The organism is Roseiconus lacunae, from assembly GCF_008312935.1.
Lineage (GTDB): Bacteria > Planctomycetota > Planctomycetia > Pirellulales > Pirellulaceae > Stieleria > Stieleria lacunae.
Genome location: NZ_VSZO01000014.1, coordinates 314,107 through 338,613 on the forward strand (window position 1 = coordinate 314,107; position 24,507 = coordinate 338,613).

At 54.2% G+C, this 24,507-nt stretch carries 22 protein-coding genes and 1 pseudogene; 13 read left to right on the forward strand and 10 right to left on the reverse strand.

Annotated elements, in window-relative coordinates:
• Positions 1–90 precede the first annotated feature (90 nt).
• Both FYC48_RS19480 and FYC48_RS19485 read left to right on the forward strand, forming a co-directional pair.
• Entirely contained in the window at positions 91–1,080 is a 990-nt protein-coding gene (locus FYC48_RS19480) for a DNA-directed RNA polymerase subunit alpha (protein WP_149498460.1), read from the forward strand.
• 206 nt (positions 1,081–1,286) lie between these two features.
• On the forward strand, positions 1,287–1,934 hold the full coding sequence (locus FYC48_RS19485) for a bL17 family ribosomal protein (RefSeq protein WP_149498461.1): 648 nt from the start codon (positions 1,287–1,289) through the stop codon (positions 1,932–1,934).
• A 114-nt stretch (positions 1,935–2,048) separates the two neighbouring features.
• Here FYC48_RS19485 and pgl read toward each other — a convergent pair whose 3' ends face one another.
• Complete coding sequence (gene pgl / locus FYC48_RS19490; protein ID WP_230778132.1) at positions 2,049–2,750, reverse strand: 6-phosphogluconolactonase; 702 nt, start codon at positions 2,748–2,750, stop codon at positions 2,049–2,051.
• 401 nt (positions 2,751–3,151) lie between these two features.
• Here pgl and FYC48_RS19495 point away from each other — a divergent pair, with 401 nt between their 5' ends.
• A complete protein-coding gene (locus FYC48_RS19495; protein ID WP_149498462.1) occupies positions 3,152–3,658 on the forward strand; it encodes a GNAT family N-acetyltransferase in 507 nt (168 codons plus the stop codon).
• Here FYC48_RS19495 and FYC48_RS28455 read toward each other — a convergent pair.
• On the reverse strand, positions 3,649–5,556 hold the full coding sequence (locus FYC48_RS28455) for a sialidase family protein (protein ID WP_235034332.1): 1,908 nt from the start codon (positions 5,554–5,556) through the stop codon (positions 3,649–3,651). The genes FYC48_RS19495 and FYC48_RS28455 overlap by 10 nt on opposite strands.
• Positions 5,557–5,988: 432 nt before the next feature.
• Between FYC48_RS28455 and FYC48_RS19510 the strand changes: the two genes are divergently transcribed.
• Positions 5,989–8,538, forward strand: coding sequence for a sulfatase-like hydrolase/transferase (locus FYC48_RS19510; protein WP_160149632.1), 2,550 nt, complete (start codon positions 5,989–5,991; stop codon positions 8,536–8,538).
• A 39-nt stretch (positions 8,539–8,577) separates the two neighbouring features.
• On the opposite strand, the gene FYC48_RS19515 is transcribed toward FYC48_RS19510, so the two are convergent.
• The gene (locus tag FYC48_RS19515; protein WP_149498463.1) at positions 8,578–9,549 is read right to left on the reverse strand and encodes an ABC transporter substrate-binding protein; all 972 of its coding nucleotides are present in this window, start codon (positions 9,547–9,549) and stop codon (positions 8,578–8,580) included.
• Between the two features lie 79 nt (positions 9,550–9,628).
• On the opposite strand from FYC48_RS19515, the gene FYC48_RS19520 reads away from it, so the two are divergent.
• Positions 9,629–10,012, forward strand: coding sequence for a hypothetical protein (locus FYC48_RS19520; RefSeq protein ID WP_149498464.1), 384 nt, complete (start codon positions 9,629–9,631; stop codon positions 10,010–10,012).
• Here the strand turns inward: FYC48_RS19520 and FYC48_RS19525 are convergent.
• Positions 10,009–10,824 (reverse strand): GIY-YIG nuclease family protein, encoded by an 816-nt coding sequence (locus FYC48_RS19525; RefSeq protein ID WP_160149633.1) that lies wholly within the window; start codon positions 10,822–10,824, stop codon positions 10,009–10,011. The genes FYC48_RS19520 and FYC48_RS19525 overlap by 4 nt on opposite strands.
• Before the next feature lie 300 nt (positions 10,825–11,124).
• On the opposite strand from FYC48_RS19525, the gene FYC48_RS19530 reads away from it, so the two are divergent.
• A complete protein-coding gene (locus tag FYC48_RS19530; RefSeq protein WP_149498466.1) occupies positions 11,125–11,379 on the forward strand; it encodes an AAA family ATPase in 255 nt (84 codons plus the stop codon).
• 60 nt (positions 11,380–11,439) lie between these two features.
• Here the strand turns inward: FYC48_RS19530 and FYC48_RS19535 are convergent, their stop codons facing one another.
• A complete protein-coding gene (locus FYC48_RS19535; RefSeq protein WP_149498467.1) occupies positions 11,440–11,979 on the reverse strand; it encodes a hypothetical protein in 540 nt (179 codons plus the stop codon).
• A 56-nt stretch (positions 11,980–12,035) separates the two neighbouring features.
• Here FYC48_RS19535 and FYC48_RS27875 point away from each other — a divergent pair, with 56 nt between their 5' ends.
• The 4 genes from FYC48_RS27875 to FYC48_RS27880 all read left to right on the forward strand — a co-directional run bounded on the left by FYC48_RS27875 (position 12,036) and on the right by FYC48_RS27880 (position 13,062).
• Positions 12,036–12,185 carry a hypothetical protein gene (locus tag FYC48_RS27875; RefSeq protein ID WP_160149634.1) on the forward strand — a complete coding sequence of 50 codons (150 nt, stop codon included), beginning with the start codon at positions 12,036–12,038 and terminating at the stop codon, positions 12,183–12,185.
• Between the two features lie 387 nt (positions 12,186–12,572).
• Entirely contained in the window at positions 12,573–12,761 is a 189-nt protein-coding gene (locus FYC48_RS19540) for a hypothetical protein (RefSeq protein ID WP_149498468.1), read from the forward strand.
• The gene (locus FYC48_RS28655; RefSeq protein ID WP_261345078.1) at positions 12,739–12,873 is read left to right on the forward strand and encodes a hypothetical protein; all 135 of its coding nucleotides are present in this window, start codon (positions 12,739–12,741) and stop codon (positions 12,871–12,873) included. The genes FYC48_RS19540 and FYC48_RS28655 overlap by 23 nt, the downstream gene beginning before the upstream one ends.
• A 27-nt stretch (positions 12,874–12,900) precedes the next feature.
• Complete coding sequence (locus FYC48_RS27880) at positions 12,901–13,062, forward strand: hypothetical protein (protein ID WP_160149635.1); 162 nt, start codon at positions 12,901–12,903, stop codon at positions 13,060–13,062.
• Between the two features lie 84 nt (positions 13,063–13,146).
• On the opposite strand, the gene FYC48_RS19545 is transcribed toward FYC48_RS27880, so the two are convergent.
• From FYC48_RS19545 to FYC48_RS19565, 5 genes are read right to left on the reverse strand one after another with little or no spacing between them, the layout of a single operon-like run.
• Entirely contained in the window at positions 13,147–16,278 is a 3,132-nt protein-coding gene (locus tag FYC48_RS19545; protein ID WP_149498469.1) for a type I restriction endonuclease subunit R, read from the reverse strand.
• The gene (locus FYC48_RS19550; RefSeq protein WP_149498470.1) at positions 16,275–17,582 is read right to left on the reverse strand and encodes an AAA family ATPase; all 1,308 of its coding nucleotides are present in this window, start codon (positions 17,580–17,582) and stop codon (positions 16,275–16,277) included. The genes FYC48_RS19545 and FYC48_RS19550 overlap by 4 nt, the downstream gene beginning before the upstream one ends.
• Before the next feature lies 1 nt (position 17,583).
• On the reverse strand, positions 17,584–18,855 hold the full coding sequence (locus FYC48_RS19555; protein ID WP_200836647.1) for a restriction endonuclease subunit S: 1,272 nt from the start codon (positions 18,853–18,855) through the stop codon (positions 17,584–17,586).
• The gene (locus tag FYC48_RS19560) at positions 18,852–20,429 is read right to left on the reverse strand and encodes a type I restriction-modification system subunit M (RefSeq protein ID WP_149498471.1); all 1,578 of its coding nucleotides are present in this window, start codon (positions 20,427–20,429) and stop codon (positions 18,852–18,854) included. The genes FYC48_RS19555 and FYC48_RS19560 overlap by 4 nt, the downstream gene beginning before the upstream one ends.
• A gap of 49 nt (positions 20,430–20,478) precedes the next feature.
• Positions 20,479–20,679, reverse strand: coding sequence for a MerR family transcriptional regulator (locus FYC48_RS19565; RefSeq protein WP_149498504.1), 201 nt, complete (start codon positions 20,677–20,679; stop codon positions 20,479–20,481).
• Between the two features lie 106 nt (positions 20,680–20,785).
• Here FYC48_RS19565 and FYC48_RS19570 point away from each other — a divergent pair, with 106 nt between their 5' ends.
• The 3 genes and pseudogenes from FYC48_RS19570 (at position 20,786) to FYC48_RS19580 (ending at position 24,484) form a co-directional block, all read left to right on the forward strand.
• Positions 20,786–21,667 carry a GIY-YIG nuclease family protein gene (locus FYC48_RS19570; protein WP_149498472.1) on the forward strand — a complete coding sequence of 294 codons (882 nt, stop codon included), beginning with the start codon at positions 20,786–20,788 and terminating at the stop codon, positions 21,665–21,667.
• A gap of 232 nt (positions 21,668–21,899) precedes the next feature.
• Positions 21,900–22,127, forward strand: a pseudogene (locus FYC48_RS19575) (HTH domain-containing protein); the annotation flags it as partial.
• Positions 22,128–22,576: 449 nt separating this feature from the next.
• On the forward strand, positions 22,577–24,484 hold the full coding sequence (locus tag FYC48_RS19580) for a hypothetical protein (protein ID WP_149498474.1): 1,908 nt from the start codon (positions 22,577–22,579) through the stop codon (positions 24,482–24,484).
• The last annotated feature ends 23 nt before the right edge of the window (positions 24,485–24,507 follow it).

Genomic DNA, 24,507 nt, shown 5'->3' on the forward strand with positions numbered 1-24,507 from the left:
ACCCCTATTCACGCGTTTGATAAAACGTGTCGTGTCGCGTCGATTCGTTCCCTTCGCATTTGTACTCCCCAGCGACAAGGTTACACCGCAATGCATATCCGTTGGCGTGGAATGGAGCTTCCCAGCACACTGGAAGTCGACCGCGATTCGCTTTCGCAAACTTACGGCAAGTTCATTGCCGAGCCGTTCGAACGCGGTTTCGGTACCAGTGTCGGTAACTCGCTCCGCCGCGTGTTGCTCAGCAGCCTGATGGGTAGTGCCGTCACGCAGATCAAGATTCGCGGTGCACAGCACGAATTCACCAACATTCCTGGCGTTTTGGAAGATGTCACCGACATCGTTTTGAACGTTAAGAGCTTGGTCGTTCGTAACCACAGTGAAGCCACTCGTGTGATCACCGTCGAAGCCGACAAGGCCGGCGAGATCCGCGGTAGCGACATCCAGACGGATCAAGATGTCGAAATCATCAACCCAGACGCCGTGCTCGCCACGCTGACCGAAGACGTCCCCTTCATGATGGAGATGGTCGTTGAGAACGGACGCGGATACGTCCCCGCGACCGAACACAGCAGCGCGGACCACGAAATCGGGATCATCCCGATCGATGCGGTTTACAGCCCCATCACCCGAGTCCGCTACGATGTCGAGGAAACTCGCGTCGGGCAAAAGACCAACTACGACAAACTGGTTCTGGAAATCTGGACCGACGGAAGTGTGAACCCGGAATTGGCACTCGTCGAAGCTGCCAAAATCCTCCGCAAACACCTCAACCCGTTCGTCCAGTACCGCGAACTCGGACCGAGTATCTTCTCGGCCGCTCGTGGCGGAGCCGGTTCGCCGGAAGCTCAGTTGGAAGCCAAGCTGAATATGACGCTTGCTGACCTTCGACTCTCCGTGCGAGCCAATAATTGCCTGGAAAGCGAAAACATCCAAACGGTCCGCGACTTGGTTCAGCGGAACGAAGATCAGTTGCTGGAAGTGCGAAACTTCGGCGACACCACGCTGAACGAAGTTCGCGAAAAGTTGGCTCAATACGGCCTGCACCTCGGAATGAGAGTGCCGGCTCAGCCACTATTCTAGTGATTTGTTCCAGAGTGATCTGATGTCTAGCCGCGTGGCGTTCGCCACGGCTAGACGGCAAGAACCAGGGCTAACGCCCGTTGGCGATCGATCACTCCGAATGAATCATTGGAACAAACCACTCGTTTCCAATTTTGGAAACAGATCGGGCGCACCAGCCTGCTGCTGTCACAATCAAAGAATCACCTACCCATACTTGAACTGTCATGCGACACCGACGTCATGGCCGCACCCTGGGACGTAGCCCCAGTCACCGCAAGGCCCTGCTGAAAAACCTCGCCAGCGCCCTGTTCCTCACCGAGCGGGACGCCGAATTGGACGAGAACGCGCCCAAGGTTGCCGGTCGGATCACGACCACGTTGCACAAGGCCAAAGAAGTCCGACCGTTGGTCGAAAAGTGTATCACGATCGCAAAAAAATCGCTGCCACACGCCGAAGCGGCGCGTGAGTTTGAGTGCGACGCCGATCGTGGCAGCGACGAGTACAAGAAATGGCGTGAAAGTGACCAGTGGAAAAAGTGGGCCGATGCCCGGGCCCCAGTCGTCGCCGCTCAGCGACGCGTGGTCCAATTGATCGGCGACCGTGAAGCCACCTCGATCCTATTCGACACGATCGCCGAACGCTTTGCCGATCGCCCCGGCGGATATACCCGTATCGTTCGCTTGGCCATGCCGCGTCTCGGTGATGCCGGAACCCGAGCCATCCTGGAACTCGTCGGTAAGAATGACCGTGTGAGCGTCAAAGCAGAACGCCCCGCATTCGATAGCGATGAACCGGAAACCGAGTCGGCTCCCTCGGAAGAGCAGCCCGTCGGTGCGGCCGAAGGCAGCTCGGAAGAAGCAAAGTCCGAGTAGGACGGACGTTTCTATTCGCGGTGAAAGCAAGACTTTGCCGCGACATTAAACATAGACGGACGGGTTCGCAATCATCGCGAAGCCGTCCGTTTTTTTATAAGATCCCCGAGCGGATTAGCCGACCGCTTCGCTATCAACAAACCAACGCGTCGGTTTGATGCCCTGCGATGGGTATTGATTCAAATCACGCTCACCAAAGACGACCGCTTTGAGCGCATCAACTTTGGCCGCACCGGTGATGATGAACCAGATTTCCTTTCCAGAGGTGATCGCGGGATAGGTCATCGTGTAGCGATGGGCTTCAAACTTCGGCACATAGTTTTCGACGAACGACGCATCAGATTCACTGATTGCCTTGGTGCCGGGGAATAGCGACGCGGTGTGGGCGTCATCTCCCATGCCCAGCAGTACAAGGTCAAATGTTGGCATCGCGGTTCCGAAGAAGGCCTCGATCTCTTGCGCATACGCACGTGCCCCTTCGGCCGGTGAGTCGACGGCTACCGGAACCGGATGCACGTTGGCTTCCTTGATCGCGACATGATCGAGTAGTGCGGTTTTGACCATCCGATAATTGCTGTCCGCATGGTCGTGTGGCACATTTCGTTCATCGCCCCAAAACAAATGGATGCGGTCCCATGGCAAGTCACGGCTCGCCAACATCTCGTAAACACGTTTGGGGGTGGAGCCACCGGAAAGCGAAACGGAAAACGTGTCTTGCGAAGCAAGCGTTTGCTCGACCAACTGACAGAAGGAATCGGTCACTGCCGATTGAAGCGTCGGCAGTTCTGCGTAGGGTTCAAATGGATAGGTCGCCACAGCTAGAATCTCATGTCGATAGAATTCGGCAGATGATGTCACCCTTTACCATGGAGTGACGGAGCATGGCGATCATAGCCGATCGATTCAATCTCACCCACTGACGATTGATCCGAGCAGCGTTTCATCGAGCCGAATGGATGCTCTGAGGTGTCAGATTGAGATTTCTGGGATTGTCGAAAGAGGAGTTCGGCGAAACGAATCGGGATTGAAGAAGTTTTTAAGGGCTGGTGCGTGCGTGTGAAAACCGTGACTTCGGCCAGACGAGAACCCTCTCCGGCCGCTCAAGCGTCCGACCCTCCCGCAAGCGGGAAAGTGAACCAGAATACGCAGCATTCACCCCCACTGACAAAACTAGCCACTAGCCACTAGCCTCTAGCCTCTAGCAACTCCCCACCCCCATGTCCAGCATCACGATCCGCACCGCGACCCGAGACGACATTCCCGAGATCCATGCGATGCTGGGTGAATTGGCCGAATTTGAAAAGCTGGCGGACCAATTCGTTGGGACGGCAGAGCAGATGGAGCTTGAAATCTTTGATCGGGCAGGCGGCCCGGAGGCGTTGGTCGCCGAAGATCCGGCGGGGGACTTAGTCGCCTACGCGATCTACTTTGAAAACTTTTCGACGTTCCTTTGCAAGCGCGGCATTTACTTAGAAGACATCTATGTGCGTCCGGCGTATCGCAAGCAAGGCATCGGCAAACGAATTTTGTCAAAGCTGGCAGAGATCGCCCGGCAGCGAGATTGCGGTCGGATGGAGTGGTGCGTTTTGGATTGGAACCAAAACGCGATCGACGTTTATGAAGCGATCGGCGGTGATGTCCTTCCCGATTGGCGAATCGTGCGTTTGGATCAAACTGCCATCGCCGACTTGGCGAACAAGTCACCCGAATCCGATCATGGTTGATAGAGCCATTTGACCGGAAAGCGTGTGATTTGCAGGGCGTTCAGCCCCGGAAATTCGCAATGAGCAAGCACGACATGACCGTCGACGAACTCGATCGCCGTGTAACAATACCAGCCTTGAGGATCGGTACCAAGGTTGCGAATGTGCTGCCAAGTGCCTCCGTCATCTTTGCTGATTGCCGCAGTGAATGGTCGGCGTCCGATCGGTGTTGCTTTCGCCGCCGGATCGTTCCCGTTGTTCCAAACCAATAGCAAGTCACCGGTCTCCGGGATCCGCTCAATCGATGCCGGCGAGGCGATCGGCTGGTTAATCTCGGAACGCTCTAGCGGCGACCATGATTCGCCACCATCACTGGAACGCGAAACCAACTGGCAATCACGGCTGCGACAGAACATCAGCAAGCTGCCATCGCGAAGTTCGACAACGCCGGGCTCCTGAGCCAATAGATCGGAAGCGAGTTTGCTTCGGCTAACACGCCATGATTGGCCCAAATCGTCAGAAAGGTAGCAGACGATGTCCGCCGAGTTTTTAAACTTTGCCCAGCCGGTTTCATAGTGAACTGCCAACGGCACGACTAAGCGGCCCGAGCGAAGCTGGATCACACGATCGTTATTCAGGACACGGTATCCAGGCGGGGCATGCTCGGTAAGGTCGATTGGGGCCGACCAACTTTCGCCTTCGTCGGCACTGGTCCGCATCAGAATGTCGTCTAAAAACGGATACGCGGCACCGCGCGGGCTGTCGTATTTTCGGATGTAGAACAGTGCGATGCGTCCATCGGACAAACGCACGAGCGAAACCGACATGAGGTTCGCATCGCCGTCGACGCGCGAGATCACCGGGATATCGTCTTCGCTCCACGTCATTCCGCCATCGGACGAATGCCTTGCGACAAGTTCTGCCGGTGCGTGGTCTCCAGTTCCGATGAATTTCGTATACACCAAAAGCAAACGCCCGTCGTTCAAGCGAATAAAGTCGCCTTCACTGTTTCTACCGTTGCCGGGGCGAGGGGCGATACGAAGTGGTTTTTTGATGCCAGCGGCGACTCCTTGCGGGACGCGCTGGCTGACAGATGCTTGATTGGATTTCAATTCAATCAGTCCGTTTGTCGCATCCGGTCGAGCGAAGTGCAGCGATCCGAGGTGTCGTCCGGCGGAATTGCGTGGACCTTTGGCGAACAATAGATGACCGGGACGGACGCCAATGATGCCAAGCGAACAATTGAACTCATGACGACCAAGCAGGTTGAACTTCGCATCGGTTTTCAGCAGGATTGCTGGTGAGCCGTAGCAACCAAACCACCAAGCGTCGTCATGAAACGTCGCGGTCTGAATTCCCAAGTGAGTCCACTTGCTATCGATCACGTGCTTCTTGATGAATTGAAAATCTTGGTCGTATTGGTAGACATAGTTCTCTTGCACCCCATCGGGCAAGCCACCGACGACGTAAAAGTGATCGCCTTGGGTGCCGATACCACCGGCACCATGAAAAACCTCTTGGGTTTCGTATTTAGCGGTTCGTTCGAGCGTCTGCGCGTCGTACTCATAAACCCAAGAATCGGCGTTGCCCTGAGGATCATTGAACTTGCCAAGATTCACCGCGACGAAGATCTTTCCGTCTTTGAAACACAGATCGCCGTGGTGATTTTCGACTGGGATCGATTTGACAATGTGACCATCGCGATCGGTCTTCACCAGTTCGGTTGTGAACGACCAATAAATCGATGCCTCCTCGTCGGTACAGACACCCTGAAGATGATGCCGGTAGTCGCCTTGGCAGCTTACCGCATGCAAGCCATCTGACTGCACGAGAGTTTTCTTCGCGGTTGCTTGAACTGGGAAACAAAAAACGGCGACTGCGATCGCAATCGAGCCGGCGACGGATCGTAGAGTGTTCATCGAGGTGAGCTTGACGGTGGGGGAGGGAAAGATTCTTTGCCACGAGGAGCAACCTTTGTCAGGGATTGTGGCACTAAGTCGGTGTAACCGATGATCCGCTGCAAACGTCAAGTACAGGAAGCGTTTACAAACCTGAGGAGTCACTCGCTTCGTTCCGCTGTCAACTTGGAAAGTTGATCGACATTGTCGCTCGATTCTCCGAATCGTGAGCGCGCCGGGCCTTCACCAACCAATGTTCCTGACATATTGAATGGTCGGAATTCCGGTTGCACCCGCACTAGGTTACAACGTCTGGATGTCAGCTGTGGCAGTACCCGATCAATTTCTAATGAAATCAATCGGCAAACCGGCCATACTACTGTTTGGCCGCCGCCCTCCGTACGTCGCCTGATCCCTCTTCGCCGATTCCACCTCCTGCCTTCGAATCATCCCATGACTTTCAACTTCATACGACGCGTCGCAGCGACGACGAATGATCGACCGAGTTCTCGCCTACAGAAAACGTCAGAACAGAAATGCCGTCGAGTTGTCTTTCCGGCGATCATCATCGCGGTGACATTGATGGTTCAAACGTCGGTCCTCCCGAGGACGTATGCCTCCGACCGTCCCAACGTTTTGATTGTCCTCACTGATGACCAGGGTTGGGGCGATGTCGGTGTCCACGGCAACTCAATTATCGAAACCCCGGCGATCGATCAACTTGCCAACCAAAGTGCCCGTATGGAGCATTTCTATGTTTCACCCGTCTGTGCTCCGACACGTGCAGCGCTTTTAACCGGACGTTACCCCGAGCGATCGGGCGTGATCGGTGTGACCGGCCGACGTGAAGTCATGCGTTCGGAGGAAACGACGATGGCTGAGCGATTCAAGGCGGCGGGATATGTCACTGGTTGTTTCGGCAAATGGCACAACGGTGCTCAAATACCATTGCACCCCAACGGGCAAGGTTTTGACGAGTTCTTTGGGTTCTGTGGAGGCCACTTCAATCTTTACGATGATCCGGTTTTGGAACGCAACGGGAAGCCGGTGTCGACGCAAGGTTACATCACCGATCTGCTTACCGATCAGGCGATCGAATTTGTGAAGGCTAATCACAAGCAACCTTTTTTCTGTTACGTTCCGTTCAACGCGCCGCACGGGCCATTCCAAGTCGACAGAAAACTGTTCGACAAATACAACGATGGATCGATCAGCGAGAAAACGGCCGCGGTCTATGCGATGGTGGAAAATATCGATACGAATCTCGCGCGGCTGTTGACCACGCTCGATGAACACGAGTTGGCTGAAAACACCATCGTCATTTTTCTTACCGATAACGGCCCAAATGGCAAACGTTTCAACGGTGGTATGCGCGGTGCCAAGGGAAGCGTTCACGAAGGTGGTTGCCGCGTCCCGTGTTTCATTCGTTGGCCTGCCAAGGTATCGCCAAAATCGATTGATCAAATCGCAGCCCACATCGATTTGCTTCCGACACTTGCCGACTGGTGCGAATTGCCAGCGGATAAGGCAACGCTGGACGGTCGGAGTTTGACGACATTGATCGAAAGCGGTAACGATCCGGCTTTGGCCGGCCGGCACCTGATTACCTTACGCACAGGACCGCGATTTAAAACGAGCAACCAATGGCCGGGACGGTTTGCGGTACGTAATCTCCGTTATCGATTGGTATCGGAAAAGCCGGGCATGGTGGAGCTCTATGACATGGGCAAAGATCCGGGACAAAAGCAGAATGTCGCGGACAAGCATCTCGACCTCGCAGATCGACTCAAGCAAGCGGCGCTCGATTACTATTCAGAAATTCAACCGTCGGTCGAACCAAACCGACCGGTACCGATCAGCGGTGCGCGTCCGACGATGATTCCTTCCGTCGATGCCAAGCTGACCGGAAACCCGGGGTTTGCCGATGAGATTGAGTGGGCGCATAGCTGGGTTGATCGATGGTTCGATCGAGACGATCTCGTTACCTTTTCGCTCGATGTTCGACAAGCGGGACGCTACAGCATTCAGGTTCACTATGCCACCGCGGCCAAGAATGCCGAAGTGATCGCAAAGATCGCCAATTCAGAACTACGCGGCAACTTAAAACGAGTCGCGAACAAGTCGGTCATACGGCCAGACCTGGATTCGAAGGCGACACCGAGGCGGATGTTGGATTTTTCCGTTCAGACGATCGGTGTTTGCGAGCTTGAATCCGGAATGACTGAACTGCAGTTAAGCCTCGCCGAGTCTGTCGACCGGATGGTAGAACTCGGTGGCGTCACGCTCACACGCTGCGAGATCCCCGAACCAAAACAGTTTCATTTGTTTTTGCTCGCCGGACAATCGAACATGGCCGGACGAGGTAAGGTCATCCCGACCGATCGCTACCCCGACGACCGAATTCTGATGCTCGACCAACAAAATCGCTGGGTTCCGGCGGTCGATCCTTTGCATTTCGACAAGTCGGTCGCCGGTGTCGGTTTGGGACGCGAGTTCGCACGTGTGTATGCGGCAGCACACCCCGATGTCACCGTCGGATTGATTCCCTGTGCCGCCGGCGGTTCACCGATCAAGAGCTGGGTGCCCGGCGGTTATCATGATCAAACAAAATCGCATCCCTACGACGACGCGATGATCCGCGTCCAAATCGCCCAGCAAGACGGTGTCGTCAAGGGCATCTTGTGGCACCAAGGCGAATCCGATTCGAAGTCCGGCGCGGCCGAGTTGTATCGCGATCGACTGCGTGAAGTGTTCGCGCGTTTTCGCAAGCAGGTCGGGACCGAAACACCGATCTTGATCGGCGGACTTGCCACGGCAAACAAAGAGAAATGGAACGACGCTCGTAAACAAGTTGACCAGGCGCACCGAGAACTCGCCAACGAACTAGAGCATGCGGCATTCGTCGAATCAAGCGGGCTAACATTGAAGTCAGACAACACGCACTTCGATCGAGAATCGCTGCTCGAGTTTGGGCGCCGATATGCCGAAGCGTTGCCGAAGTAGTTTTCCGCCTGGCAGTTGAAGCCCGGCGTTCTCACGCTGCTACTTCAGGAACTGCAGCGTGTAGCACTCCTCGGCTTTGACCTTCGACGGGTCGACGAGTTCCAGGTCCACCAGTTGGTCGTAAAGCGTTTGCCATCGCTGATCGGTCATCATACCAACTGATTCAGCGGCGGCATCGTTGGGCATCGCTAAATCACGCATGACTTCGGCACCAAACTGCAATGCTTCGGAGGTCATTCCCTGTTCATTGACCGAAAGAATCGCTTCGTTCCCTCGGACACCGTCAGTGAGGTACTGCTGCCAGCCGGTTCGCGTGGCATCGACAAACTGTTGCACCAGTTCCGGCTTTTCACGGATCAGCTTGCCAGTCGTCACGAGCACACTGCTGTAAGGATTGAATCCCAAGTCACTGACCATCAGTGTGTTGACTTCGACGCCTTGTTGTTCGGCGAGCAGTGGTTCGGCGCAGCTATAACCTTGAATGACGATTTCAGGGTCGGCGATCAGTGAAGCGATACTACCGTGATAAGGAACCTCTTGGACTCCATCGAGGATGTTCTTCGAGCGTAGAAACTCAACAAAAGCGCGTCCGGCTTGCCGCTGGAAGGTTTTTCCTTTGAGGTCGTCAAACGTCTCGACCCCGCTGTCTTTCCGCGCGAGAAGACAACGCGGATGATTTTGCATCGCCGCCAACACGGCAACGACGTCCAATCCCTGGGCGCGAAAGATCATAACGTCGTCTGCATTTGCGATCGCAAATTGGGCGCGGCCGAGTTCAAGTTCCGGGCCAACCGGGGTTGCCCGTCCACCAGGTTGGATCGTGACCTCCAGACCGGCGTCCTTGTACAAGCCGGTTGCCAACGCTTGATAAAGTCCACCGTGTTCTGATTCGGGGTACCAGTTCAGTTGTACCTGAACCGCATTGGATGATTTGTCATTCGATTGGCCGCATCCGCCCGCAAACGCAATCAGGAACAGGGCGATCATCTGAAAAGGAAAAATTCGATGCATGGCGTAGACTATCGATTCAAGGAGAAAGAATTTTGTTGACACAACCTAACCAGGGCGTCCATGATTGACGAGCCGATCGGTGATCACACCAAACCTCGACGACCTCGCCCAATCGAGTGGCACAAGCTCTCGAACGATGATCAAAGTGGAAGCCCAACAGGGACGAAACGCTACAGCGATGTCTGGCCGTGTCTGGAAGCATTCTACCAGTCCTGACGGAGAGCACCCGGATAGTCTTTTTTCCAATGCCGGTTTTGATGCGTTTGCCCCGCATTTTCGCGGGTCGTTTTTACGGGCAAGGAGGCTCGACTTGGATCAACAAGATACGGACGAAGACAACGACGTTGAATTGCCCGACGACGCTGCCGGCGCTTGGGCCGCAGTACTGATCGACGTCCATGAAAAGACGAAAGATGATGGAAAGCCCGATCAATCCAAGGGCACGCAGACCAACGCAACTTAATTGGCGTTGAGTCCAAACTCTCTACTCTTCAAGACATTCTTCCAATGCACTTCTCTCGATATCACGAAGTCATTCGACGCGTACAAATCACAAACCTCAAGAAGCGATATCTGAAAGTTATCCTCATGACCATCCGGCTCACTCGCCAGAAGAGCTTTCAGCGCCTTATTTCCGCCGTGGCCGGTCCTGGCGTATTGGCTCCATCGCTGCCAAATCCCAACGCCACCGTATGCGCTGCCGACGTAAATTTCGCCGGTTGTGTTGTCGACGATCAAATAGACACCTGATACGTTCGCTAGCGCTGCTCGCCACGACGGATTTTGCTCCCCGATGATTGTGCGGAGGTTCGGAAATGAAAGTAGGACGTCGTTAAACCCGGGGAAATCACCGATGGTCATCCGAGACGAACGAAGCGATTCTACAATCAGCTGCTCGGCATACTTCCGTCCCCGAAGATATGAGGCACGAAACTTCTTGTCGAAATAGATGACGGCGCGTCCGTCCAGGTGCTCGAGGCCTTTGATCAGTTCTGTTTGGTAGGTGAATCCACTTGGCATATCTGGACGTCCCTCTTTGAATCCGAGCACGCGGTAGAGGCCACCGAAAAGCCAACGGCTAGGACGCAAGTAGATCAAGCTGATGATCTGATCGCATTGAAAATTGAGCTGGTTTTGACGTTCTTGCCAGTCCTGAAACGTTCCGGCGAAGAAGGCGTCCAGTGGCGAGTTCGGTGCCTTCCCGGTTGCACAGTGGATCTTGTACTTCAGTAATTCAACATCGGAGAGTTCGATAAGTTCGGTGAGCTTCAGCATGTTGGAATTCGAGAGCATTTTGATAGCGGTACTGATTTATTTGGACATAGATTAGCCGGTCGCGATTTGACGTGCGGAGAAGGATTCGCCGCAGACCAATGGGAAGTGACGGAGTGGGGCAGAGGTTTGTTGCGACCGGACAAGATCGACATGCCACCGCGGCCATACGAAGACATTGACAGCGATACACAAGACTAACTCGACGAGATCTGTTTAACGCTGCGACTGACCGATTGCGACCTGTCTCGCGCGGCCGACATCCGTGCTCGCGGCCTGCGTCAATTGCTCGATCGCTTTCCCGTGCTGCAGCCGCCAGTCATTCACGGTCTGCTTCGCGTCGGCGAAACGATGAACGTCATCGCGCCGCCGAAGGTGGGCAAAAGCTGGCTGGCCAGCGATATGGCTCTCGCCGTGGCAACCGGCAGGCCGTGGCTCGATCGCTTCCCAACCGAAACGGGCGACGTCCTGATCATCGATAACGAACTTCAGTCATCATCCAACGCTCCCGCGACCAATCCGTCGTCATGGTCCCGCTTTGGGAATGGCGATGGCTGAAGGAAATCGAAGACAAGGTTCGCCGTGGCGAACCGATCATCAGGGAGGAACCGATAGATGCTACTTGCCGAGATGTTTTTTCAAATGAGCCTCAATCTGAAACAGACGCATGACCGGGCATTTCAACTCGGCAGTCTGTTTGGACGCGTAGGATCGCATCTCTTGCAAACAAGCCTCAAATCGCTCGTTGATAATCAAGTCCAATTGGATACCGAACTCGGACAGTAAATTTGCTTCGATCTGTGCAACATGATCCATTTGGTTGTATAGCGAGCCCGGCTTTGACGCTTTAACAACCGGACTCCAAAGCATGAAATGCTTTTCGTACTCCGGAAAAAAACGATTCGCGTATGCGATATCACGTGAAAACTTCTGCGTCAGCTTGGCGATGTTGTTCGGACGCTTGTTTTTGACGTATTGCAAGCCGGTCGTGAGGTGCACGGCGACCTCGCAGACAAAGAGACGCCGTGTTTCCAAATCAATGCCTACTACATCGATTTCGCCCTGGGTATCGACGGTATAGAGGTTTAGTTGTGTGAATTCGCAGTCGCGAATGTACCGAAGGTACGACGCAACGAGTTGTTCTCCAACGTTGATCATTGACCGCTTCGTGCTTTGATGGATTTTAAACACAGCATTGTAACAAAGGAATTGTCATGGATCTTGATCGCCTGATCGCCGATGCGAAAGAACTCTGCCGCGACGTGGCCCGCCTGGAACTCACCGATTCACCGCTCTACATCGTCACGCAAACGATGCTGCCGCCGATGCTGGTCGCCACCACGGTCTGCTACGGCTATACGTAGCCAAGCCTGGACATGCATCTGCACCACTGCCTGCGCGACTGGGAGGGACGTGGGCCAGTCATCGTGCTGGGCAAGCTGAACATCGAGCGTGATTTCCCCGAGCGAATGTACAACTAGATGCTCGGGACAACGCTCCACGAACTGGCCCACTGCCTGGAACGTCCGTCGCTGTTCAAGCCGTGTCCGTACAACCAGCAGTAGATCCGCGCCGAAGCGATCCGGATCGCCGAGGCCGTCTCGCAGGACGAAGAAGGCGACGGCAGCACGCCCCCGTGGACCACGCACGAATCTCGGTTCATGCGGATCGCATATCACCTTCAATACCGCGCCCAGCGTCTTGGCTGGGACATCGAGCCGAACGAAGTCTAAAGCCCCGAGCGGTTCGGGATGTCCAAGGCGGCGCAGTACGCACTGGCCCTCGAAAAAGAAGCCGAAGCGTTGCTCGCCGCATCGTTCCGGCAGATCTGTGGTCTGCCCGCTCCGCCCGCGTTCAAAGCCCTTTACGAGCGGGATCAAACCCGCTGGTACCGATCCCGTCCCGAAAGGAGTCGCTATGAATCTGACATCGTTACTTGATTCGATGACCAAAGAGCTGCTCGAACAATACGAGGCAACGCGGAAGCGTTACCACGAAGCTCAAGCCGAATGCGAGCGTTTCGAAAAGGAGATCCGGCAGCAACGCCGCTAGGCAGTCATCGATCGTGAGAAAGCCGAGATGGCGGGCGTGAAAGCGGAAGCCAATGGCTACAAGCGCCAAGCCGATGACTACGAAGCCAACGTCGCTCGCTTCGAGGAAAGGCTCGAACCGCTATCGGAACACGCCTCCGATCTCCACGCGACGCTCGCCGACATCGAATCGCAGTTCTTGGTGCCGTAGCGCTTCGGCCCATATTTGATCTTTGACAATCCCGTTGTTGACACACTTCCAGCCGTCTGGCGTGGCGAACCCGACGGCTCGTTTTCAAATGTCTCCGCCAACGCCTTTGAACTTGTCTACGAACGCTGAGATTCTCTGAAATACGCTTTGCTTCTTCGTAAGGTACTGAGGATTGAGCGGACTCATTTTCGGCAAGATTGCATTCAGTTCGGTGCCATTTTCACTGGCATACTCACGCCTGAGGGAAGTGCTGATATACCGCTTGGCTTCTTCCGCGTTCAGGTTTTCGTCGGTTATCAGTTCGCCGGCTTCCCGCTGCTGCTCTGCCCGTGCAAAACCAAAAAAGGCTTCGATCACACTGGCCTTGTCGGGAAGCCCGTCTAATTCGGCCTGGTTAATGAAGTCGACGACCAAGCTCTCTTTGGCGCGATTGCCAACGCTAGCGCGAATCAATCGGCGTACTTCCTCAACCAACTGCGCTTTGTCTTTTGTTTTTTTGTTGTGCTCGAAAATGAGCTCCAGAATGTAGTCCAGGTTGATCTCTTGTGACTTCAGTAGATCCACCTCGAAAACCACATCGGTCCAGTCGATGGTGGATTCCTCTGTTTCGTTGCTGGCTTTCTCGCGCCGCAACCAATCGCGGATGTCGTTGTAAGTCGAGCGATAGTCTTGGATCTTTCGATCCGGCGGCACGTGGATGTTTTGCAACTCATCCAGATCTTCGTCGCTGAGGTAATGCTCCTCTTTGAAAGCTTCGACTTGCTCCGGGTCATCCAGGTCGATGGATTGGAGAGCTTTCAGGCTCGCAAACTCATCAAAGTTCTGAAGGATATTCTCAACCCGCAAATACTCGCCAAACAGCTTCGCGAAATCTTTCTTGTCTCTTTCCCGAACGATCTCATCTGGGTTTGGGAAACGTTCTTCCAATTCCGCGACAACTTCCTTGAACCCGCGTCTGGCCTGTCCCGTGACGATGTCGGTGAAGCCCTCCATGTACTCCTTGTAGCTCTTTTCAAGCACCACGTTCTTCGTGTTGCTATCCCCGAACAGAGTGATCGCATCGACCGTTGGCTGTTCTAGATCACGGAACGTAACGATATTGCCAAACGTCTTGGTCGCATCGTAGATCCGGTTCGTCCGCGAGAATGCCTGGATCAGTCCGTGATAGCGGAGGTTCTTGTCCACGAACAAGGTGTTCAGTCGTGGTGCATCGAAGCCTGTAAGAAACATCCCGACCACAACCAGCAGATCAACCTTCTGATCCGGCGGGAGTTCGACTCCGCTGTTGCTTGTCCCCCGCACACGCATCGCCAGGTCGCGGTAGTAATTCTGGAACCCGTTGCTATCGACGCTGAAACTGGTCTTGAAGTAGCCGTTGTAGTCGGCAATCGCCGCGTTCAAAAACTCCTTCGCACTGCTGTTCATTGCCGAGACATCGAAACTCTCGTCCTGAATGTCTCCTACGGCATCCTGTTCTTCGTTTGCCGCAAAGGAAAAGATGGTGGCAATCCGCAGCGGCCTTCCGCTGTCCGTCTGCAACTTGTTTAGAGTCTCGTAATAGAGCTTGGCAGCGTCCACACTGCTGACGGCGAACATGGCGTTGAAGCCGGTCCCGCTCGCACGCAAACGGTGCGTTTTCTGGCGGAAGTGAGTCAGAACGTATTGGGAGATCTCGCGAATTCGGTCGGGATGCAAAAGTGCCTGACGGTTCTCCGCAGCGGTTAGCTTCTGCTCGTCTTTCTCCGTTTCGATCGCCTTGAACTGTGGGCGGACGTCGTTGTAGTCCACCTTGAACTTCAGCACCTTTTCGTCGCGAATGGCGTCGGTGATCACGTAAGAATGCAACTCGCGGCCAAACACGCTGGCGGTCGTTTCCGCTCCCAACGCGTTCTGCGGGAAGATCGGAGTCCCGGTAAAGCCGAATTGGTAGTAACGCTTGAACTTCCGCTGAAGATTCTTCTGCGCTTCACCAAACTGGCTGCGGTGGCATTCGTCAAAGATAAAAACGACCTGCTTCTGGTAGATCGGCAGGTCGGATTCGCCCTTCATCAGGTTGTTGAGCTTCTGAATCGTGGTGACGACGATCTTGTTGTCGTCCATCTCCAGGTTGCGTTTGAGCCCGGCAGTGCTGTCGGAACCATTGACGCTATCAGGCGAGAAACGCTGGTACTCCTTCATGGTCTGGTAGTCCAGGTCTTTCCGGTCCACCACAAAGAACACTTTGTCGATGAAGTCCAGTTCGGTCGCCAGTCGCGCAGCCTTGAAACTGGTCAACGTCTTGCCGGAACCAGTCGTGTGCCAGACATAGCCACCGCTCTCCGGCTTGCTCCAAGCCTTCGCTGAAAACGAACTGTTGATCTTCCAGAGTATCCGTTCAGTGGCAGCGATCTGGTAAGGCCGCATAACCAACAGCGTGTCACTGACATCAAAGACCGAGTACTTCAGCAGCACTTCCAACAACGTCTTCTTCTGAAAGAAGGTCGCGGTGAAGTCCTTCAAATCCTTGAGCAGGCTATTGTCCGCCTTTGCCCAGTTCATTGTGAAGTCGAAGCTGTTCTTGTCACGTTTGGTGGTGTTGGCGAAGTAGCGGGTGTCGGTGCCGTTGGAGATCACGAACAACTGCAAATACTTGTACAACGAGTTCGCGCTGTTGAAACTCTCCTTGCTGTAGCGGTGTACCTGATTGAAAGCTTCGCGAATGGCCACTCCACGCTTCTTTAGTTCCACCTGCACCAGTGGCAAGCCATTGACCAAAATCGTGACGTCGTATCGGTTGGCGTGGGAGCCCGTCTGCTCGAACTGCTGAATGACCTCTAGCTTGTTGCGAGCCGGATTCTTTTTGTCGAGCAGGTAGATGTTTTGGATGCGGCCATCGTCGAACACAAAATCATGGATGTAGTCATCGTGAATCTTACGAGTCTTATCGACGATGCTTTCGCTCGGCTTATCCAGAAACGTCTCGACAAACCGAAGCCATTCTCCGTCGGAGAACTCCACGGCGTTCAGCGTTTGCAGATGCCCGCGCACATTGGCCAGCAAAGCTTGCTGCGACTTCAGGTCCTTGCGAAATGCATAACCCTGATTTTCCAAGTCCTGAATCAGTTCGCGTTCGAGATCCCCTTCGCTTTGGTAGCTTTCGGCGACCATCCACTCCCGGTTGTATTTCTCCAAGATGATGAAGTTGTTCGATTGGACGATGGTTTTGTATTCGGTCATGCTGTCGTCGGTTCCTGTTTAAATCGGTACTCGCTGACAACGTGATCAATCAGCAGTTTCAAAATCTGTTTTTCCTCGGGCGCAAGCGTTGCAACCTCATCCGCAGAATGCTTGGAGTGGCTTCTGAAATTCAGAATGCGTTTCGCGTACGGATTGGGACTACCGTTGTCCGTTGGCGGCAGTAGCTGCTCCCATCGGTTATACCCAAGGAATGTCGCCGCTTTCTCGAGGATTTGTCTTAAATGATTGAAGTGGTGCTTTTCGACCTGTCCTGAGTCAACGACGGCCTTGAGCTGTGCCAAAAGATACAGATGGTACGAAAATGGCGAATCATTTGGCTGCTCAACGAGTTCGAATTTACCGTCATCCAGTTTTTCCAATCGTGATTTGCTGAACCATTTCGATCGCCAGGTTGGAGCGTGAGTTTTGTCGTCGCTGCCAAGCTCGTTCACCAGCACATTGAAGAAAAGTGGGTTGTGGGTGGAGACGATAAATCTCAGCTCCGATTTGTTCGTCTTGATCAAGGTCGCAAGGTCGACCGCCAGTTCAATCAGATGATTGTCATCCAACGAGCTAACAGGGTCGTCGATGAAAACGTACTCCAACTGGTCAAAGTCATTGGATTCTCGGTCTTCCGGTTCGGGAACGTTCAGGATCGTGATCACCTGATCCAGCAGCGTGTAAAAATGGCTCCAGATAAAATTGCTTTCTTCGGCCTTGGACAGTTTCAGGTTTCCGGAATCCGCGTCGTTTTCAACCTTGTTACCAGCCTCTATACTAAAGGTCACCTCGGTGACTGACTGGACCGTCGTCTTCTTTCCGTTGACGTACTTCTCGATTGGTACGAAATGGAAAAGCGGCGTGAGTTTGTCCGCCGTGTAACGCTGAAAATTGGTGATGACGTTTTGATCCTGACCCTGCTCAACGAGAATCCAGTCGGTAAAAGAGTTCGGCTGAATCTTGAGTTTCGGTTCCGCATCAAGCTCTAAATCGTTGTCCCAGTAGAACAGGTCCTCGGTGAACGCGTTGTAGTAGAGGATCTTATCACGTGAGAGCTTGATTCCTGCGCTACTTGCGTTTCCATCGCCAGGGCTCCCGGGCGCGTCATCCATGGCGACGTTCGCGGACTCGTTGTCAGTGTTCACAGGCGCAATAAGCTGCTTGAACTCACGCGACAGACGCGTTTTCCCCGTTCCATTGAAAGCGTAGATCAATTGCACCTTCTTTGGGCGATCTCCTCGGGAAGGATCGTCTTTAGAGGCAATCACTAACTGCTGGGCAATCTCTGTCAAGGTATTGCTCATGTTACGCTTCCACCTCTTCCGGCTTCGGGAAGCGCAGCAGCAGATCGCGGTAGTATTCGTACTGCTTCTGCCGCAATTCGATTTCCCGAGGCAAGCCTTCACTGATCGAGTTGGTTAGGGTGTCGAACTTGTCAAGGATGGAAACGATGTGTGCTTGTTCAGAAAGCGACTTTCGAGAGTCGTTTGGGAATGGAATTGGTATCAACGTTCTCTTGATATTGTCGTTGTACAGCCGTTTGATGACACCGCCATCAGACACGTGCCACTTGGCTATCTGGTAGCAGTAAAATAAATACTTGTTCAGAACTTTTGATTCGTCGTTCTCAAGCCAAACAATGTTGCTGTCTTGGAAGAATGCTTCCTGACCATCAAAAATCACAGCCCTTCCGATAGTTCCACTGGCCGAGATTAACACTTCGCCGGTTCTGGGATAGCTATACCTGTTCCTGTAGTCCTCGAACAACTCTCTGGAAATAAACGAGTCTGCTTCTTTCCCGAACGTGCCAATTTTAAAGAATGGGATCTCTCCAACGTCGGATGTTTGCTGCTTTAGAACTCGTTTGCACATTCGCACTTCGCCGACCCATCCCAGCGGTTTCCATTCGACTTCGCCATCTTCAAAACTCAACAACTGATCGCGGTAGTAGTTGTATTGCTTTTTGCGGGCGGTCAGCTCGGCGGTCAGCTCGGCGGTCAGCTCGGTAAAGGTGTCCAGAATGCGGACGATTTCCCCCTGAATCTCAAGCGATCGTTTCGGGTCCGATGGGCAAAGGATCGGGACAAGTAGTTTTTTGAATCTTGCCTTGGATACGTTAAAACGGGTTACACCGCTTCCTGTTTTTGAGATCTCCTGTCGCATGGCTGAGCTCCGGAATAAATGCTTAGTAAATTCTGGAAGCAAACTGATGCCCGCATTGAATCTGACACCGAAACAAAAACTATTGAGATAAACCGGATTTTCGGTTCGTATCGTGACCGCTGACGACATTCCTACTTCAGCAGCAGATTCCGATGAACCCGTGAACAAAACATCTCCGTACATTATTTCGTTTTGGCTTTCGCCGTCGGCAACTGTGACCGGACTGAGTTCGTCTGTATCAACTTCCAAGTTGTTGAAGATATTCATGTATGGCACAAACCTGGCATTCCCATTTTGAAAATCCGCTTTTTTCTTTCCTTGTAGCCCGCTGTATAGTTCTGCGATTTCGCCAAGCGGTTCCCACTTGACTTCAACGTCACTGAGCAACTGGTCCATAAAACTAATGCCACTCACGACCCAACCTCCTGGCCCTCAATCTCCGCCACGATCGAATCAATCTCTGCTCGCAATTGATCGATTCGGGCGACCGTGGTTTTCAGCTCACTGTTGAGTTCGGTTATGTCCACCTTCTCTCGGGTGTCTTCCGGTTCTATATAGCTGCTGACGGACAGGTTGTAATCGTTCTCGGCAATCTTTTCGTAGGCGACCGATTGAGCCAAGTGGTCGACATTCTCCTTGCTGTCGAAGACTTGCATGATCTGCTGAATGTGCCCGGGGCTAGCAGGGTCATCATCGTCTACCAGGACGTTGTTGTTGGTTTCCTTCTTGAACAGACCGCTGGCGTCGATGAACTGAATGTTCGTGTCGCTCTTGTGCTTGGACAGCACCAAAATGTTTACGGCGATGGTGGTCCCATAGAATAGATTCGGAGCAAGTGAGATCACCGTTTCCACGTAGTTGTTGTCGACCAGATACTTTCTGATTTTCTGCTCGGCTCCACCGCGATAGAAGATACCAGGGAAGCAAACAATCGCAGCCCGGCCTCTGCTGGACAAATAGCTCAGGGCGTGCAGTACGAAGGCAAAATCTGCCTTGGACTTGGGGGCCAGCACTCCCGCCGGAGCAAAACGATCGTCGTTGATCAGAGTCGGGTCATCGCTGCCGATCCACTTCACCGAATAGGGAGGATTGGAGACGATCGCGTCGAACGGTTTTTCGTCACCAAAATCAGGTTCGGTCAGGGTATTGCCTAACTTTATGTTGAACTTGTCATAGTTGACGTTGTGCAGGAACATGTTCATCCGAGCTAGGTTGTAGGTCGTGTGATTGATCTCCTGCCCGAAGAATCCCTCTTCGATGATGTGGGCGTCAAAGTGCTTCTTCGATTGCAGCAACAGAGAACCGCTGCCGCACGCCGGATCATAAATCTTGTTGACCTCGTCCTGCTTGTGCATGGCCAGCATCGCAATCAGCTTGGACACGTGCTGCGGAGTGAAGAACTCGCCACCAGACTTGCCAGCGTTCGCCGCATAGTTCGAGATTAGAAACTCGTAGGCGTCGCCGAACAGATCAATCTGGCTGCCTTCAAAGTCGCTGAAATCTAGCTCGGCGACTCGCTTAAGGACTTTCGCCAGGCGTTCATTCTTGGCTTTCACCGTGTTGCCTAAACGGTTGCTGGTGGTGTCGAAGTCGGCAAACAAGCCCTTGATGTCGTCTTCGGAGGGATATCCGTTTGCGGAGCTTTCCACCGAAGCAAAGACGGCCGCCAGATCGGTATTCAGGCTTTCGTTGGTGTTGGCATCTTTGGCGACGTTGGCAAACAACTGGCTAGGATAGATGAAGTAGCCCTTGGTCTTGATCGCATCGTCTTTGATCTCGGGCGTGATGACGGAATCATCGAGAGCGGCGTAGTCGATGCTCTCATCGTCGGCTTCGATGTACAGCGAGAAGTTCTCGCTGATGAAGCGGTAAAACAGGGTGCCCAGGACGTACTGCTTGAAGTCCCATCCATCCACGCTGCCGCGCACGTCGTTGGCGATATCCCAGATTTTGCGTTGTAGGGCGGCACGTTGTTGCGATCCGGTCATTCGGTGGTTGTTCCTTGTCGGCTATTTGGCCCGTCGTTCATGACTTGGCTTACGATTTTGGCTTTACGGGCTTGGCTGTCTTCTTCAAAAAACGGTTTAGGTCGCTTCGCTTGAACAGTCGGTACCCGTTTGCTGGATTACGGTGCATCGGAATATCCCCGCGCTCCGCCCACTTGCGTAGCGTGTTCTGCGCTACCCCAAGGATCTCAGCGGCTTCGGCTGTCTTCACGTATTCGCTGAGTTTGGTCATCGGTCGATTGCCTTTCCCTCGCGTAGTTTGCAGTTCGCCCAAGTCTATCAAAGTCTGCACGCCCGCGATATCCTGAGGGGCTTCGTATCGCACCAGAGGGAACGCAGTGACGACACCGACCGCTAAGACGATCCAGATCTATTTGCCGACAGGCGAACCGCGTGGAATCCGCATCGCCGAGATCACGACGCGGATCGTGCAGGCAGTCTTGATCCCACGAAGCGATTTGGCCCAAGGCAAGCTGCGGAAGGAACTGAATCTGCCGGGGATCTATTTTTTATTTGGCGAGGACGAGGAAGGTGCAAAGCCGATCGTTTACATCGGCCAGACGGAAGACGCTAGAAAACGATTCGACAGCCACAACAAGACAAAGACTTTCTGGAAGACCGCGGTCTTCTGTGTATCGAAGACGCAGAACTTCACGCAGGCCCATATCCGATACCTGGAATGGTACTGCATGCAGAGAGCGAAAGAGGTCAATCGCTATTCTCTCGACAATGGCCAGGTGCCAGACAACTCGACTTACGTTCCCGAGCCGATGGAAGCGGAGTTGCTGGACGTGTTTGAAACGGTCAGCACGTTGGTCTCAACGCTCGGGTATCCGGTTTTTGAGCCGGTAGCAAAGCAAAGCTCCGCATCGATCACGTTCTACTGCCGTGGTGGCGGGAGCGACGGCAAAGGCGAATTAGTTGAAGACGGTTTTGTTGTTCACGAAGGAAGCAAAGCCCGCATGGAGGTCGCGCCATCGGGTGCGTCGTCCGTCAATCCTCAACGTGAGAAGCTGTTGACCGCTGGCGTGCTCGATGAAAACAACGGCGAATACGTTTTCACCCAAGACTATCTATTCACCTCACCAAGTACGGCAGCAGCTGTTGTGCTTGGCCGAACCGCAAATGGTTGGGTTGAATGGAAAGACAAAGACGGTTCGACATTGAGCGAGATCCATCGCGATACGAACGAAGCCGAAGACGTAGCCGATAACGCGTAGCCACGCGGCCGCTCGCCCAACAATCGTTCTATCTACCAAGCCCGTCAACCGCCCCGCGACGGCGCGAACGTGCGCCCACGACGCAGTGATTCTCCGATCCGGCTTGGCATCGTTTCGGTCGTCCTTTTCGGTCCGAAAAACTTCTTCCACCAAGAAAACGACGGCGAAGAAAGCCGACAAGAAGTTCAGCCAGATCGACGCGGCCTTAACGGTTTAGAAAAAGACCCGCAAACCCATGTCTTGCAAAGAGATGGTCGAAGCGATGGCGAAGCAAAAACTTTGGACTTCCCCAGGCGGCAAGACGCCCGACGCGACGCTCTACGCCGCGATCCTCCGCGACCTGCGCTGGCGGCAAGGGCGCCCGCTTCAAGAAGACCGCCCCAGGCCAGTTCACCAGCGGGTAGGCGAGTACGCCAACGACGCCCCACGTCGCCGCGAGGTTAACTGTAGCGACACGTGATTGTTTGTAAGGTACGGACACATTGGAAATCACCACTGGTATCTGCGGGCCGCGCAGGCGAGTTGCAAGCATCACGACAATTCATTGCTGCAAGTGACACTGCTGCAGATAACATCGCTGCAACCGACATTGCGGCAGCGATCTCGATCTCGGTAAAACCGGCCGACGATCAACGTGACGGACTCGCCGTGGCGATCCTGTCTGAAACACAATGGAAACGGGCGAATGCTAGCAAAGTTGCATTCGCAAAGCAGGGCTCGCGATCACGACTTTCTCTCGAGATTGGGTCAAGTTCGGCTCAAGTTCCGGACTATTCGGCCCAACCTCTCTTTACCTGAAACGGCGACCCGCGTTATTTTGGCGCATGAAACACGTTTCGTAATGCGCCGGAGTGGACGTATGACTGGAAACGGATTCTGCAGTTCACCGATTTTTCAGGGAAGAAAGTCATGGGCGAAACCATTTGCCGCTTGGTGCTCGCCGCCATTGGATTGACATTCGTCGCATCACCACCGCCATGCCCCGGGCAAACGCCGGGGATGCAAATTCCTGACTCTCTGCGCGCCGAAGTTGGCTCGGCAGCGAATCAAATTGGGCAAGCGGCAAAGAACGGCATCGACTCTGCGGTCGGAAAAATCGTCCCTCCAGACTTCACGGCCGGATCGCTCGAACGTGCCGGAACGCTTAGTAACGGTCCCAATACCGAACCGTTTCAGTCAGGGCAGAACGGGTTACCCACGTCGCCGTCGGCACCCCGGCCTTCCACCGAGCCGTTTCCTCGATCGGCGGAAATGTCCATGCCACCGGGCACGAACTCGGCTGCCAGCAATTCGTCAAACGGTGCGTCTGTTCGCAACGTCCCGCCTTCCGCGACTTCAAACGCGATCCCCACAGGTCTCGGGGCGCCCAGTTCGACGAACACCGGCCTAAACGCTCCTAACGCAGCGGCGCCGCGACAACCAGACCCGATTTCGATGCCATCCGACCTTCCGTCCGGCGGGTCAAGTTTTGGACGGCTGCCGTCGAACGTCAACTTACCGCCTCGGAACACCAACGGCCAAGCGGCATCCTCCACGGGGCTGAACGTACCCGGAAGGGCAGATCTGAACCTCTACAATACGACCGCCAATCAAGACCGACAAACCATGTCCGGTCGAAACGGAACCGCGACCTCGGCACTTGGCCAAACTGGCTTTCCGCCACAACCCAATCCACTCGCCGGATTTGGGGGTGCGTCAAGTCAAGCCAATCCTGCGTCGGGCAACCCACCCCGATCAAGTTCCGCACAAACCAACGCTGCGCTCAATCAGTTCCACGCCCCGCAGTCGAACGCGACGGGGTTGGGACTACCGACCTCCGAAGTTTTTCCGCTTCCCAACAGCTATGAGACGAACTGGACGCCAGCGGAAATCGCCGAACTGGGATCCTACTTCAACATTGCCGCTAGTGATCCGATGCTGAAAGACCCACAGACGGTCAATCAGCTATTCGAGCGATTCCACCAATGGCGGCTTGAGCAGCGGGCCGCGAAAGACCGTGAGAACCAACGATGGCGATTGGAACAAGCCACCCAAGGACGATTGGCGTCTCAGGTCAACAATCAAAATCTGCAAAACGGCGGAAGCCAGTCGGGAAATCCTAACGGCATGACTTGGAACGACTATGGCTATCCAATGCAAGGCGGCAACGGTTCCGCGAACTCCGCAAATACGCCGGATGATCAAGTGGCTGGTGGCTATCCTCAGTCAACATGGCCACCCCAGCAAACACAGAACCCAAACGCACCGGGGCAAGACAGTCGTGGCGTCGGTCGGCGTCCAGGAACGATTCCGGCAAAGCCGCTCTTTGACGGATACGGTAATCGTGTCGATACGGAAGGCAACATCATCGATGAGTACGGCAACCCCGTTGACGCCGCCAAGGCGTACGAATTGACCACGGGGAAGGCGATGAGACAACAACTTGATGAATGGAAGAAATCTCAGGAAGAGCTACTCAAGCGTTACAGCCAATCCTCGCCCGACGCCCGTCTTGCCGACGCAACGGGCGCAACCTCACCGGCGGGCGGAAATCCAAACCAACCCGGCACAGGATCGATGCCAAGTGATCGCGGAGCAAACAACGGATCCGAGCCGACTTCGCCAAGTCACCCGCGCCCTGCCGATTATGCCGGGATCGGCCCCGGCCCAGAAACGGCTCAAAAGTTCAATCCGTATGTCAACGTCTTCTTACTTTGCTCGCTGGTATCCAACGCTTTCCTACTGACCTGGCTTCACCGGCTATGGCAGAACCATCGTGACTTGATCGCATCAAGCCGAATGTCGTCGAGCAGCATCGCGACTAACGAATCGTCGTGATGATGATCACCGCGTCTTTAATC